Genomic DNA, 13841 nt, shown 5'->3' on the forward strand with positions numbered 1-13841 from the left:
CCTCCTACAATTCGAATTTGTTAAGCATATTTTCAGAAACTGATCCACGAGATCGTTTCAGCTTTTTCACAAGAACTGGAGTGACAATTGCACTGGCAACAACTGCGAATGCAATTTGTGCGCGGGCACTCTCAACATAAGGCAGATATGCCTGATCGACCTCTGCCATAAGTTGAGGTACCGTTATGGATAACCCGGCTACACAACAAATCGCCGCAGAAGCATGCCCGTCTTGTTTCAGACAGAATCGGTCAACTAACAACATGGGGATGTTATTAATCAAGGTAAAGATCAAGAACAAAATCAGCCCCAGCCCACATGAGCTGAGTGCGCTCTTGAGATCGATATTCGCCCCAAGGCAAAACCCCAGAAAAGGCACCATAAGTGAGGTCCCTGATTTGGAAAAATTACGAACAGCAGGATCAAACATACCCAGAAGAAATCCGACTACAAATGGAATTAAAGTAGCCATGATGCTTCGAGCGTCAATCCCATTTCCGGAAGAGAAACCAAGAATACAGACGGGTATGAACGGTAGCCCGATAAGGTTCAGCAGAGCAAACGCAGAAATGTCAGTGTCATCACCATAATTCTCCATCAGCGCAAGGTACATGCCGGGATTGCAACTAGTGATGCAAGCCACAAGTGCCAGGGTAGAGATTCCTCCAAAACCCGCCAAACCGAAAAGCTTCATAACAACGATCCCAAAAACAACACTAAGAACAAGTTTTACCGCAACTAGTATGCCGCCCCGCCGCAGAGTTGTCACAAGCTGTTGAGGTTTGAACTGAATACCACAGAATACTAGCAGAATTCCCACGATCGTCATCGTTCCCGCATTCGAAAATACAGCAGTGGACGGATTGCCAACCATCAAGGTTCTCGGATAAAAAGTATGCATTATTGCAGCGATTCCCATAGGAAGCAGCATCATTCCGCCTGATATTCCCTGTATTCTCTCTAATATTTTCATGTACGGCGATTCCCTTCTTCCAAGTAATCGTGTCCTTCCTCTATCTGACTGTTACTCTTGCGCATGCTTTATTCCCGGCAGCTTTGGCTAGAGGTGTCATGATCATGGTCATTAGATAGGAAACCAAATAAAGCACCGGATAATTCCCAGTAAATGAGGTGAGAAAGCCTGACAGGTTTGATGTGCCAAGCAGAGCCATCACTCCGCTGATTACAGTTACAGGAATGAAGTTTATTAGCAGACAGCCGACACATTGACCCGCCAGTAAATCCTTCTTTAGAGCAAAAAGCCCCGTAAACCAGTCGCTAATCCTCATCAAGGGAATAAAATCGTTAATAAGACAAGCCAGCGAGAAACCAACCAGGGTGAACACCCATGTTCGTCCATTAATCCCCTCATTCATCAGGGAAGCTGCAAGCGACATCGCCGCCGCAGAGGGAAGATTCAACACAAGCTTAAAATACAAAGAATATGTCTTACTCATTTTCCTGCACCCGCAGCCGATATGGCATGCTCTTTCCATTTTTCTGTTACTTACTTGAATCTGCCCACCCTGGTCAGCTGTTTGGGGACACGGATGCGACCAGATGCAGTGACAATCGCATTCTCTTCACAGACTTCCGTACACCTTCCGCATTTTTCACAAATCGCCGGATCGATCATATGGATATAGCCTGATTTCCCTTGGATTGCATTTTCCGGGCAGACATCAAGACATTCCCCGCAGCCGCTGCATAATTTCGGATCAATGACATAGGCAAGAAAATGGGTACACACCGAAGCCGGACAGGTCTTGCGTACAATATGGGCTTCAAGATCAAGACGGGAGCAGGCAACAGCAGATAACGCCGGCCCCACCATATTTCTTCCAAATGCGCAAAAAGATCCTGCTCCGATTAATTCGCCAATATCTGTTACTAAATCAAGATCCTCTTTTTTTGCGCGCCCTTCGGTAACATCAGTGAAGACTGCTTTGAGTTGCCAGCTCCCCTCACGGCAAATCACACATTTTCCACAGGATGTCTCCGCTGCAGCGCTAAGTAACCCTTTGGCGATAGTTGCCATACAGTGCTTGTCGGTAAAGATTCGGATACTGTCATAAACAGAATCATAGCTTATGAATTCCGAAGTTAAGGCCGGAGCCGATGCGAAGTGCCCGAGCATGCCACCCAGCAGCAGGGGCTTGGCTGGCGCAAGTTCAAGCTCCTCTAACAGAGCAGACACAGGGGTGCCAAGTGCAACTGCCACAACCCTGGTTCTCTCATCTGTTGTAATCATTATTAATTTCTCCTGACGGCGGGAACTGCTTACACCTTCGTAAATCCAGTACGCAGTCTCCACATCCAGCAGGAAGGTAGGTCTCCCTTGCCAGCCTTCGGCACTGAAGCTTTTCACCCATAAGTCACAACGTATTACACCATTGTCTATGGCATTGTATAATGCTGTTTCTTCCCGCAGGACAGGAGAAGCCGGTCCGTACTTCACTGATATAAGCGAGGCCGGAGCTATCTCACGCAGCGGTGCCGCCAACATCTCAGCTTGCGCCTCTGTCTCGGCATAGATCAGAATCTCACAATCCATGCAAATCTTTGCAGCCATTGCCAGCCCTGCTGCTATTCGACTCGCGACATGCGCAAGAATAAAGTCCGTGAATCCATCTAACTCCTGTGCGAGAGAGCAGATTAATACGGGTCTCCCGTCATCTGGATTGATTGCGGATAAACGTTCATCGAGAAGCACTCCTTGTTTATCCGTCAATGCAAGTGCTCTAATTCTTACTGCCGCGTCCGAAGCTGAAATTGCTAGCCTATTCTCCAAAAGCTCCTGAATAGCAGGCTCTTCAGCATTCGGGAAAGGCGACAGAAAATGGGGAGTTCGGCTGACTTCATGTGGCATCTTTATTCACCTCTGGCAACACTCGAATAATCATTCCAAAATTTTTGCGCAGCTATTTCTAGTCGCAGATCACACTGCAGACAACGTTGCGCCTCATCCGGTACTTGCGCTTCAGAATAACCCAGATCCATCGGATCAAAGCATTGGCAACGCTCCTCTGGTGCAACAATCTGTGTTTTCTTTCGCTTTCTATCACTCATGCCTTTAATTGCACCAATTCTCGGGCAAACCGCCTGCTCCGGTGAAAGATTTTCCTCAATATTGCCGTCCCCGCCGAGAAACCGGTCCATCTCTGAAGCAGCCAGGCGCGCACCTGCTATGGCACGAATAACTGAATCTGTGCCTGTTACACAGTCTCCGGCTGCGAAAATACCGGGAATGCTTGAAGCACAGCTATTCGCTTCGACAACAATGCGGCTGCCACGACCAAGGGCTAACCCACAGCCCTCTGCCAAATCAGGTCCTTGACCTACTGCAAAAATCACTGTATCAACCGGGAGTATCGTTTCGCTGCCAGGTATAAGATCAATGACACTCCTGCCATTCTCATCAAACTGGAAGCCTTTCACTTCTGCCATCCGCAGCCCGTTCACTTTACCGTCGCCGCTGCCGTTAATGGCGAGAAACGTTCGGCTGTTATGCACCAGCACTCCCTCTTCTTCAGCCCAGCGAAGCTCTTCAGGAGATGCGGTCATCTTATTTCGGCTTTCAAGGCAAGCCAGATGAACGGTTTCCGCGCCAAACCGTTTTGCGATTCCTGCACAGTCCAAGGCAACGTTTCCCCCACCCAGAATAATTACGTTCTTACCGACAGTCGGAGCCTCCCCCTCTGCCGTCTGGCGCAGAAATTCAATATTCGTATATACGCCTTCCAGCCCGGCGCCCTTCAGTGGCAGACGCGCTCCCTTATGAGCCCCTACGGCTACCAAAACAGCGTCAAATCCTTCTGAGATCAGGGAGGCAGGAAATTCAATCCGAACACCGGTCTGTAATTTCACACCCAACTCCAGGATCATGCCGATTTCTCGGTCAACGATCTCCCGGGGAAGACGATACTGTGGAATCCCGTATTGCATCATACCGCCAGCCTTTTGGCGTTCTTCATAAATAGTTACCTCATGACCTAGCTTTGCAAGGTACATGGCTGCCGTCAGACCAGCAGGACCTGCACCAATAATAGCGACCTTTTTGCCAGTGGCCGATTTTTGGAAAGAACGAGTTTTCCAACTACCGTCATCATGCTCGCAGGCATGGCGTTTCAGGTCACGTATGGCCACCGGTTCATTGAGAAAATTACGTTTACACTCCAATTCGCAGCGATGGGTGCATATGTACCCGAGCGCGTGGGGAAACGGTACTTTTTCGCGCATGACGGCAGCCGCAGCCGGATAATTTTTTTCCCGTATGAACCGCAGATATTTGGGTATATCAATATGGGCAGGACAAGCCGCCCGGCATGGAACCAGGGCATCTGTACGGGACTTTCCAGTCATCTTCTGCGTAATGGCCTCGTGTTCACGAATAGCTCCTGTGGGGCATACCTCTACACAAGCACTGCAAAAGCGGCAATCTGCATCCTGCAGGGAATTACCATCTACTACAACCTGCAACCGGCCCTGAACCTTCTCAAAGCGGATAGCTCCCACACCCCGCATCTCTTCACATGCACGCACACATCTTCCACATAGAATACAGCGGGTCATTTCATGAAGAATAATCGGGTTCCTGACATCCTCAGCAATACGGATCGGGTTGGCCCGGAGGCGGCGCCCCGTATCTCCGACAAATTGGGAAATGGATTGGAACTGGCAGTGTCCGAATTTTGGACAGCCTGTACACTCACTTGGATGTGTTTTGAACATTAAATCAACAGAAAGCTTTCGTACGTTTTCAGCGAGAGCATCCTTACTGTCAATGACCATTCCTTCTTCCGCCTTTACAGCACAGGCAGCCACGACACCCTTTTTCCCTTCCTGACGCACCATGCAGAGTCGGCAGGAGGCAGTGTGACGAAGATTCTCATGGTAACAGAGGTTCGGGATATAGATACCGTTTGATAGTGCAGCTTCTAGAATCGTTCCACCTGTACGCACAGATACGGTCTTTCCGTCAATCACCAGTGTCACTTGTTCGTCCTTCATCGTTTATTCCTCTGCTCTCACATATTCAGCGGCACTTTCACCAGCAAAACGTCCCGTATTCAAGCAATAACCCATCGTGTTTCCGGGTAAAAGAAACATATAGCTGTCCCCGTAAATGGTACAGGTATCTGTACCGGCAGCGTACAGACCGGGTACAGGCAACCATTCCTTATCCAGCACTTCTGCTCTATCGTTTATTTTTATACCGCCAAGTGTGCCATACGCGCTGGGACGAAAGCATCCGGCATAGAAGGGTGCCTTCACAACAGGCTTCATATAAGTCTTGTTTTTGAAGAAGAGCTCATCACTTCTATCACACATATCGTTGTATTCATCAACTGTATCGAGCAAAGCCTCTGGAACGATCCCAAGTTTTTCAGCTAGCTCCTCAATGCTGTCTGCTTTGATAATGTCCGGATTGCCCTGAAGGATGTAATCCTCTACGACCTCATCAAAATCACTGACATCATCCGGGTCATGCACAAAGTTTATGACATCAAGACCATTGCGCTTATACCCCTTTAGAATAGTGGAATCAATAATGGAATAACCTACACGCCCTTTTTGAATAGCGATGGCGTTGCCGGTGAAGGTATTGTTCTGCATTTCTTCCTCATTAATAAAACGTTTGCCGAGTTGATTCACCATCAGGTTAGGTTGCATCAGTACGGCAGGCACACTATCCGGACCGGTATCCGAATGTGGCAGAATGTAGATCATTTCAACAGTCATATTGGTTGTCGCAGCCCCTGCCTCGCAGGCCATACGAATTCCGTCACCCTTGAGTCCGGGTATTGCAAAATTGAACATATCCTCCTTGTAGCTATAGCCGGTGCGCTCCTTAATCATCTCTGGATTATCACCTGCACCTCCCGTAGCTACAACAACAGCCTTGCATCGGAACTCAGTTTCTTCACCCTCAGGCCCTCTGCCAATAACTGCGCAGACCTTGCCCTGTCCATCTGTAAGAATACGCTGAGCAGGGGTTTCAAGATAAAACTCAACCCCATGCTCACGTGCGTATTCCATGATTGCTTTATTCATGATGGCACCGCCATTGCGGCCAATGCCACCATTCACTGCTACGATATGCCAGGTCTGCTCAGATTTCGGAAAATATTTGTATGCGCCAGCAAACTGGACGCCCATCTCTTCTAGCCAGGTAATGGTATTGGCGGAATTTTCAAAATACCTTTTCACAAGAGTGGCATCTACGCGCCAATGCGTATATTCCATAAACATTTTGAAGGCCCGTTCTACACTGATATCTACCATCATGGATTTTTGCTGCCGCGTACCTATCCCCAGAGGTCCCATCCCCATATTTGCTGCGCCACCTACCGTACTGTTTTTCTCCAGCACTACTACCCTCGCTCCGTTCTCAGCAGCTTGCGCAGCGGCTGCCAATCCGGAAGGTCCTGCGGCAATTACAACTATTTCTGTCTCGATCCGTCTCATATAAAGTTCCTTTCCTAGAAACATTAATTTAAATACATCCTTAACCATTGCGCACTCCATTCCACCGCCTCATTTGCCAGCTCACGGAAGTTGATTGCATGGGTTTCTTTTGTATCTATGGGAAGTTCGTTATAACAGGCACTATTAAAAGCATCTTCTATATAGCCATGGTGCGCAGCTTGCATCTGCCGTATAAAGACTGGAACGCCTGCCCTGGACAAACGAATTGCATATTGTTCGCCTTCATAGCACAACGCATCACACTCGGCAAGTACTATAATGACCGGCGGCATATTAGTAATGAACCGTTCAGGCGCATGGAGCGGTGATACATAGGGTTCCTTCCGTTGCTCCTCACTTGAATATAGAAAAGTAAACGCTTTCATCAACTCTGGGGCCATATCGGACAAACAGCGCTCCTTCGCTGCCGGATCAGTTACGGCATCAAGATAGGGGTAATGCAAAATCTGGCAGCAAATAGAGTAGCGATCCTGTTCCCTTGCCTTCATTGATGCGGCTGTAGCAAGAGTCGCCCCTCCACTGAATCCCATAACTGCAAACCGTGAAGGGTCCATACTGAAGCTTTCAGCATTTTCGGCAAACCACTTCATTACTCCACAGACGTCATCTAGCGCTGCAGGGTAAGGATTCTCAGGAGCTTTGCGGTAATTTATCCCTACTACGTGACAGCCAATAAGAGTTCTGACTTCCTCGCACAGGTTATCATCCTTGGCAGCATCGCCAAGCACTAGCCCCCCGCCATGCAGCTCAAAAAGTACTGGCGAGTTTTGCCGCTGGGCACGATGCAACCAAACTTCAACACTGTGGCTTTCACCGCAAGGTATTTCCAGCCGCTCTCCATGAATATGCTGTGACAACAGGACCATTCTTTCAGATGCACGAATGGAGGGTATGATTTTAATGAAGCTTTGCAAGAAATCATCCATTTGATTTTCCTGTTTCTGTTCTGTTGAAACCTTCCCATACGGGATAACCCGTATACACTTTGGTTTCTTCTTCACCGTTCAGAGCACGCACAGTGCCTGCCGCAAGTGCCTCCATTTCAAAATCACCCCCGTACACCTTAACAGGTGCGATCCAGCCACAGTATAGCTCCACAAAACCTGTAAAATAGAGGTCATTGCTGACGCCGCCTGTGAGAATGATCCCGTCCACTTGGCCTTGAAGAACTGCTGCGCAAGCACCGACAGCTTTGCATAACTGATAAGCCATAGCATCATAAACAAGCTTCGCATAAGTATTTCCGCTAGCAATTATTTTTTTGATCTCCATGGTGTTATCTGTACCGAGATGACTGACTAGTCCTCCTGTCTTGCTGATCTTCTGAATCATTTCCTGATGGGTGTATTCACCGGAGAAGCACATATCAATAATGGGGACGGCAGGGACTGAGCCAGAACGATTCGACGCCATAGGACCTTCTCCATTTAGTACATCATTGCCGTCTACCATTCTTCCCTTCTTATGGGCAGTAACAGATAGCCCCCCGCCCACATGCGCCACAATAAAGTTGCATTCCTCATACGGTCTGCGTAGTTCTTTGGCATACCGCATGGCGACTTCTTTCTGATTGAGCACATGTACTCTACTCTCTCGATAAATGCCCCTTATCCCTGTAAAACGGGCCAGCTCCTCATATTCGTCAACATCAGGTGGGTTGACCAAATATGCAGGTGCTCCGCCAAATTCATCCGAGAATGCTTGAATAAGCTGTGCGCCGAGAATTGCCGGATGCTTGACCGTTCTTCCCTCCCGGGAATGCTTAAGAATGGCTTCATTAATCGGATAAATGCCACCAACCATGCTTTCCAAACCTCCACTGTACGCAGCGTAAGCATCCATAGCAGTAAGGCTGATTTTAGCCTTATATAACTCCGATAGAATCGTCTCGCGCCGGTAAGGAAGTTGGTCGCCAATAGTTGCAAAGGTCTTTAGAACTGCCGGGTCATGGGCAACATTCGCTTTGAATACTTGTGTGTTGTTCTCAAAAACCGCCAATTTTGTTGAAGTAGAGCCTGGGCTGAGCGTAAAAATTTTATATATCCTTTCCATGTCTTCACAGTTCCTTTCCATGCTGTGCGCGTACAATTAGCATAATAATATTGCCCATCATTTCGGAAAGCGGAGCACTGCGGGAAAAATCGCAGATCGGCTGTGCAAAGCCTTGAAGTACAGGCCCATATGCATCGGCTTTACCAAAAAGCTGTATCAGCTTGACACCTATATTCCCGGCATGCAGATTTGGAAATATAAGCACATTTGCCTTGCCAGCGACATCACTTTCACGCTTCACTTTGTTTGCAGCCACCCCTGGGGATATAGCTGCATCAAGTTGAAATTCACCATCGATCTTCAAGTCCGGCACTCTGCCATGTACAATATCGATTGCCTTGCGGATAACATCAATACTCTCATGCTCCGTGCTGCCACATGTAGAAAAGGAAAGCATAGCAATACGAGGCTCCCAGCCGAGCAGCGTTTTGACAGTATGTCCAGAGGATATGGCGATGTCAGCAAGTTCGTCAGCATCGGGAGCGGCATTCACCGCACAATCAGCTATAGCAAGCAGCTGACCTTCAGGACCCTCAAAGCCCGGCACATTCACAATACCAAGACTTGAAATGCTGCTAAAGCTTTCCTGCATCCCGATAATGCTTTGAGCCGCCACTATAACCTCAGCCGTAGTATACTCGCGTCCAGCAGCTGCACAATCAGCCCTGCCGGTCTTAACCAGCAGCATCGCACAGTTTACTGGATCTTTTGCCTTGCGCAGGACCGCTTTTCTGCTCAACTCATCAAAACGTGCTGTATATTCGTCAGCGAGTTCTTCTAACTGCTGCTCATTCGAATTATTGAAGAAACTGAATGCCTCAGTCGAAATTCCAAGTTCCACCGCACGCGCACTGATACTCTCTGAATTGCCAATTAGCACAGGTTGGCCTATCTTGCGTGCGACCACCTCCGCGGCGGCTTTCAAAATCATTTCATTATCACATTCCGGGAAAACCACCCTTTTGGGATGAAGACGTGCTTTTTGCTCGAGCGTTTCCAGCAGGCTCATTTATATACTCCTTCCATCTGCAGCTATGGCAAAGGCCACCGCGTAGTCTGTATCATAAGAAAGGGAAATTTTCACTTGCGCACATGAGCTTTGCAGCGCCCGTTTGGCGATTTCCCCATGCAGTATCACATTAGGCCGCCCTTCGGCATCATTAAGGATTTCAATCTCTTTGAGACTAACTCCCTCGCCACTGATAGCTAGAGACTTGAACACCGCTTCCTTGCCGGCAAACCGCGTTACATAGTAATAAAAAGGCTCCGGACGGCTTATAGCTTGCGCGATCTCATTCGGAGTATATGTTTTTTGTATAAATGGATCTTCCTGCACCAGCGTAATGGCTCGCAGATGAGAAAAATTCACGATATCTGTCCCCACACCGATCATCGGACTTTCCTCCATATCTAACGGTAGATATATTCACCAGATTGATAACGTGGCGGAATTACCGGTACCTGAAGGAAGGATTGATATTCCCCGCCAGTGCGAATGATGTGTCTGCCCTTATTGTCTGTGTCCCACGCTAGAGGCTCGAACCAACCCTCCCGGATATAGCGGCCTGCCACCTGCACCCGCAGTTTCTCACCTTTATGCCAGATCCGGCTGGAAGGTACAATTTCGATATCCACCGGAACTACCTCTCCCCCAGTGAGCTTCAGCTCACGTTCGTGAGAAAGCACAGGCTGATAGTGGGTACTAAGCTTTGAATCAAGCTCTCTGTGCGAAACACGAATCTTACCCCATGCTCCGGGATGCGGCTCATCCAGTACATGCCAGGGAATCCAATTGCCCTCTCCATCAGCCTTCTGAATATTAATGAAAAGATCCATGTCGTCATGCCCGGCTGCTTCAACATAAAGCCGTAAAAACATATAACCGGTCAGCTCAGTATCCTCTTTAAATTCCATATCAAAGATTGCTTCTCCACTGTCCGAGTCGTAAGTTACTTCGGATGCGGCAGAAACAGAACCTTCTTGCATGCTCATGCTGGCCGCATCCAGGTAGTAACGTGTATATTGAGTTCGCTCCAGAGGAAATCCTTTTTCCTTGCGCTGTACCTGGTAATCACAATCGAAAGCATCCATAACATCAAGCCGGACACGGGGGGTTAATTCCCAGCCATTATGAATGTCTTTCAGGTAGCGGTCATAGAAGCGCTTCAGGTCCTCAAGATTGTAAGGATCATAAGCATCTGCCCATTCAAAATCGCGATGTACGCGCAGCCATTTCTGCTTCGTCTTAATTTTACGATAGCCCTGAATTGAACCACGCAGATGAAAATGACTCCAGCCGGCGGTACAGTAACACGGAATCGTAATCTTGCTGAAATCAGGAATTTTGTCACTCCAGTAACCGTTCATTAAAGGATATTTCCGTGCCATAGCCACTTGATCATCGACACCGCCATTCCCCGTAACCGAAGCTGCGATGAATTCATTGAAGCTAAGTGCTGGGATGCCCCCTTCATAAATTGCTTCCCGGTACACATCAGTCGTGCCTTCCCACGGGGCTATACAGGCGAGATGGGGAGGTTGATAAGCTGCTACACGATACTGGGTCATGGCTACACCAGAGTTTCCTCCCATACCCACTCGACCGTTACACCAGTATTGAACACCCAGCCATTCGATAAAATCATAGCCATCCTCACAATCCTGACGACTGAACATGCTTACATCACCTTCGGAATGACCTGCACCGCGAGTATCAACGTTGGCAACGGCGTAACCCATTCGGCACCAATACATAGGGTCCGGAGACTCGAACTTTGCGAGTTTGGATACGGTCTGCGGAGGAACGCCCATAATCTGCCACTCACTCATTCCTTCTCCTGGCCTTTTCCCGAAAAAACTCCAGGAAACTAGTGCAGGAATCTTGTCTATTCGGTTTTCCGGCATATATATATCACAGTAGATAGTCACCCCGTCACGCATTTTAACGGGTACGTCTTGCTGACAGATCACACCTTCACCCGCAATGTATGTTCGTTGGTTGAAGGGAGGACAGAAACCTTGTCCCATTGCATCCATTGGATTTTCACTTGCAGAAAGATCAATATCCTGCTCTTTATTAACAGGCCGACGGGCCACACGGTAAATACTCTCAAGCTCTTCGCCCTGAAACATTTCTTTCTTTGTAAAAAATTTGTTCATTGTCCTTCTCCTTATCCGTTCTCGCAAATTTCCAGCACATAATCAACAGCCTCAGCGATGGTTTGTTTCCGGCGAAATTTCATATATGGAATTTCAACATTAAAAGCGTCCTCCAAGAAAGTAGTGATCTGCGAAAAATGCACAGATTTTGCCTGTAAATCACTCGTAAATGAAAGACTTTCCGACAATTCCTCCGGCTTCTTCCCGAATAAAGGCGAAGCTCTTTCCACCAGCTTCGCATAAATTTCTTCACGTAATTCCAATACAATCCCTCCTTGTTGAATACAGCTCATCACACATTTTCAAGCTAAAGTGTCATTTATTGCTGCATGTGATAAATTCAGTATATATAATGAGAGCGTTATCTCCCATGTGCTGCAACTTAATCGTGATCGGTTATTTCAGCAAAGTTTTGTAAAATTGCACAAAGGTTCCTAGTGCTATTGGAGGCTGTTCTCGTGAATCTTCAAAAGATCATCAGAAAACTTAGCGACTGTTGTCTTGCCTGGCCGGAAGAGGCATTACAAACCAAAGAGATTAACGAATTTGCTATCCTGCGACCCTGCTCCGTATTCAAGACTGACACTGCCTATTTAGGCAAGCTTTCAGATATACCAAGGGACTTTCCAACAGACACCCCACTTTTCTGTATTCAGGATTGTGACGCATCTGTTGATTCTTATACTTGCCTTACCCTTCTGCCAAATGAACTGGATTTGCTGGATCTTTCAGAGAAAATCTCTACTATCCTTGCTCATGAGAATCGGCTTATTGAGCATATGCACACGCTTATCTCTGCACTTAACTCCAACAAAGGATTGCAGCACATGACGAATGAAGCCACCCGCATCTTTGGTAATCCGGTTATCATTGTTGATGCTGGCTATAAATTACTTGCTATGTGTCAAGCACCTATTCCCAGCCGACCTGATATTGAACAACAGAGACACTTAGGTTATGTCCTTGACCGAAATATTCAAAGCATGAAGAAATCCAATTTATACGAGCGGACCCGGATGGCTCTTTTTCCTTATTACTCTCGTGATCCCGAGACCAAGAACGGTTGGATTACAGCTTTTGTGTACGTCCACGGTATAGAATTTGCACAGGTTAGTGTTATGGAGCTTGATCGTGAATTTACTGATATTGATTTTGAACTAGTAAAATTTCTTTGCGAACTGGTTTCGGTAGAATTGCAGAAGAGTGATTTCTATAAATCCAATCAAGGAATGGTTCATAGCTTTCTGCTTACCGAACTCCTTACTGGTGATCTCTATGATGCTAATGTCATTGCAATGCGCTTGGCTCATATGGAGTGGCCGCTGTCCTCTAACTTGCGTGTGTTGACCTTAATTGACCAAAACAACGGTTTTTTTGAGGGAAAAGTTCAACTGGTCGCGCAGCATCTAAGTCAATTCCTGCCAAACAACCGTTGGATCGTTTTTCAAGGGCGCATTGTATTTCTAATCTCTCTCACCGATTCATCCCACGAAATAATTACTAAAGAAGAACGGATTCTGGAGTTTCTGCAAGTAAATAGTCTGACTGCTTCAATGAGTGATTCCTTCAGTCAATTAAATTTTTTGCGAAAATATTACAAACAATGTCTGGCTGCCATCGACTTAGGACTCCAACTTGACTTTAACAAGTCAATCTATGTGTATGAGGACTATCTCTGTGAGCATATTGGAAAAATCATATCTGAACATCATGATCTTGCTGATTTCTGTCATCCGGTTATTCAGAAGCTTATTGCTTATGACCATACCCACAAAACAAGTTTGCTGCCTACCCTTGAAGCCTATCTTCAGTATGTGGACACTCCAGCTCTTGCGGCAAAAGCACTTTTTATCCATAGAAACACTTTGTTCTATCGTATCAACAGGATCCGGGAGCTTTTCCAATTAGACTTAAGCAACGGTGATATTCGTCTCAAACTGCAATTGACATTTCATTTTCTGAACTTAAAATACGAAGTACATAAATAAAACTAATCTTCGAGGAATTTGTATGGACGTTCCAATTCAAAGAGAGGACTCGTCCCAGCAAACCTATATAACTTTATTCATAATCTGTAGAAGCTTTTACAGCACAAATAAAGGGCACCTTATACCGCCGGGCTCGGAACTTAAGCCTTAGCA

12 protein-coding genes are annotated in these 13841 nt (G+C 47.0%); 1 reads left to right on the forward strand and 11 read right to left on the reverse strand.

Annotated elements, in window-relative coordinates; all coding sequences use genetic code 11:
* Positions 1–4: 4 nt before the first annotated feature.
* From MHI15_RS15860 to MHI15_RS15910, 11 genes are read right to left on the reverse strand one after another with little or no spacing between them, the layout of a single operon-like run.
* Positions 5–973 (reverse strand): 2-keto-3-deoxygluconate permease, encoded by a 969-nt coding sequence (locus MHI15_RS15860; RefSeq protein WP_076125321.1) that lies wholly within the window; start codon positions 971–973, stop codon positions 5–7.
* 40 nt (positions 974–1013) lie between these two features.
* Positions 1014–1457 (reverse strand): hypothetical protein, encoded by a 444-nt coding sequence (locus MHI15_RS15865; RefSeq protein WP_076125323.1) that lies wholly within the window; start codon positions 1455–1457, stop codon positions 1014–1016.
* 50 nt (positions 1458–1507) lie between these two features.
* Positions 1508–2869, reverse strand: a complete 1362-nt coding sequence (locus tag MHI15_RS15870; protein ID WP_076125325.1) for an NADH-ubiquinone oxidoreductase-F iron-sulfur binding region domain-containing protein — start codon at positions 2867–2869, stop codon at positions 1508–1510.
* Between the two features lie 2 nt (positions 2870–2871).
* Positions 2872–5010 carry an FAD-dependent oxidoreductase gene (locus MHI15_RS15875; RefSeq protein WP_081393540.1) on the reverse strand — a complete coding sequence of 713 codons (2139 nt, stop codon included), beginning with the start codon at positions 5008–5010 and terminating at the stop codon, positions 2872–2874.
* Between the two features lie 3 nt (positions 5011–5013).
* Complete coding sequence (locus MHI15_RS15880) at positions 5014–6468, reverse strand: FAD-dependent oxidoreductase (protein ID WP_341164593.1); 1455 nt, start codon at positions 6466–6468, stop codon at positions 5014–5016.
* Between the two features lie 23 nt (positions 6469–6491).
* On the reverse strand, positions 6492–7415 hold the full coding sequence (locus tag MHI15_RS15885; protein ID WP_076125327.1) for an alpha/beta hydrolase: 924 nt from the start codon (positions 7413–7415) through the stop codon (positions 6492–6494).
* Complete coding sequence (gene buk / locus MHI15_RS15890) at positions 7408–8541, reverse strand: butyrate kinase (protein WP_341164594.1); 1134 nt, start codon at positions 8539–8541, stop codon at positions 7408–7410. Before buk ends, MHI15_RS15885 begins: the two co-directional genes overlap by 8 nt.
* Positions 8542–8545: 4 nt before the next feature.
* Positions 8546–9550 (reverse strand): phosphate acyltransferase, encoded by a 1005-nt coding sequence (locus MHI15_RS15895; RefSeq protein ID WP_340977167.1) that lies wholly within the window; start codon positions 9548–9550, stop codon positions 8546–8548.
* Positions 9551–9934, reverse strand: coding sequence for a holo-ACP synthase (locus MHI15_RS15900; protein ID WP_076125332.1), 384 nt, complete (start codon positions 9932–9934; stop codon positions 9551–9553). It abuts the gene before it with no gap.
* Between the two features lie 17 nt (positions 9935–9951).
* Positions 9952–11700, reverse strand: a complete 1749-nt coding sequence (locus MHI15_RS15905) for a CocE/NonD family hydrolase (protein ID WP_341164595.1) — start codon at positions 11698–11700, stop codon at positions 9952–9954.
* 11 nt (positions 11701–11711) lie between these two features.
* Positions 11712–11963: an acyl carrier protein gene (locus MHI15_RS15910; protein ID WP_076125336.1), complete on the reverse strand. Its 252-nt coding sequence runs from the start codon at positions 11961–11963 to the stop codon at positions 11712–11714.
* Positions 11964–12158: 195 nt separating this feature from the next.
* Here MHI15_RS15910 and MHI15_RS15915 point away from each other — a divergent pair, with 195 nt between their 5' ends.
* Entirely contained in the window at positions 12159–13688 is a 1530-nt protein-coding gene (locus MHI15_RS15915) for a PucR family transcriptional regulator (RefSeq protein ID WP_340012091.1), read from the forward strand.
* Positions 13689–13841: the final 153 nt, after the last annotated feature.

This window comes from Paenibacillus sp. FSL H7-0918 (genome assembly GCF_038007025.1).
Classification (GTDB): domain Bacteria; phylum Bacillota; class Bacilli; order Paenibacillales; family Paenibacillaceae; genus Paenibacillus_AQ; species Paenibacillus_AQ odorifer.

Excerpts from the sequence above, each read along its gene's own strand:
- MHI15_RS15860 (WP_076125321.1), bottom strand. The coding sequence starts at position 973 with ATGAAAATATTAGAGAGAATACAGGGAATATCAGGCGGAATGATGCTG.
- MHI15_RS15865 (WP_076125323.1), bottom strand. The coding sequence starts at position 1,457 with ATGAGTAAGACATATTCTTTGTATTTTAAGCTTGTGTTGAATCTTCCC.
- MHI15_RS15870 (WP_076125325.1), bottom strand. The coding sequence starts at position 2,869 with ATGCCACATGAAGTCAGCCGAACTCCCCATTTTCTGTCGCCTTTCCCG.
- MHI15_RS15875 (WP_081393540.1), bottom strand. The coding sequence starts at position 5,010 with ATGAAGGACGAACAAGTGACACTGGTGATTGACGGAAAGACCGTATCT.
- MHI15_RS15880 (WP_341164593.1), bottom strand. The coding sequence starts at position 6,468 with ATGAGACGGATCGAGACAGAAATAGTTGTAATTGCCGCAGGACCTTCC.
- MHI15_RS15885 (WP_076125327.1), bottom strand. The coding sequence starts at position 7,415 with ATGGATGATTTCTTGCAAAGCTTCATTAAAATCATACCCTCCATTCGT.
- buk (WP_341164594.1), bottom strand. The coding sequence starts at position 8,541 with ATGGAAAGGATATATAAAATTTTTACGCTCAGCCCAGGCTCTACTTCA.
- MHI15_RS15895 (WP_340977167.1), bottom strand. The coding sequence starts at position 9,550 with ATGAGCCTGCTGGAAACGCTCGAGCAAAAAGCACGTCTTCATCCCAAA.
- MHI15_RS15900 (WP_076125332.1), bottom strand. The coding sequence starts at position 9,934 with ATGATCGGTGTGGGGACAGATATCGTGAATTTTTCTCATCTGCGAGCC.
- MHI15_RS15905 (WP_341164595.1), bottom strand. The coding sequence starts at position 11,700 with ATGAACAAATTTTTTACAAAGAAAGAAATGTTTCAGGGCGAAGAGCTT.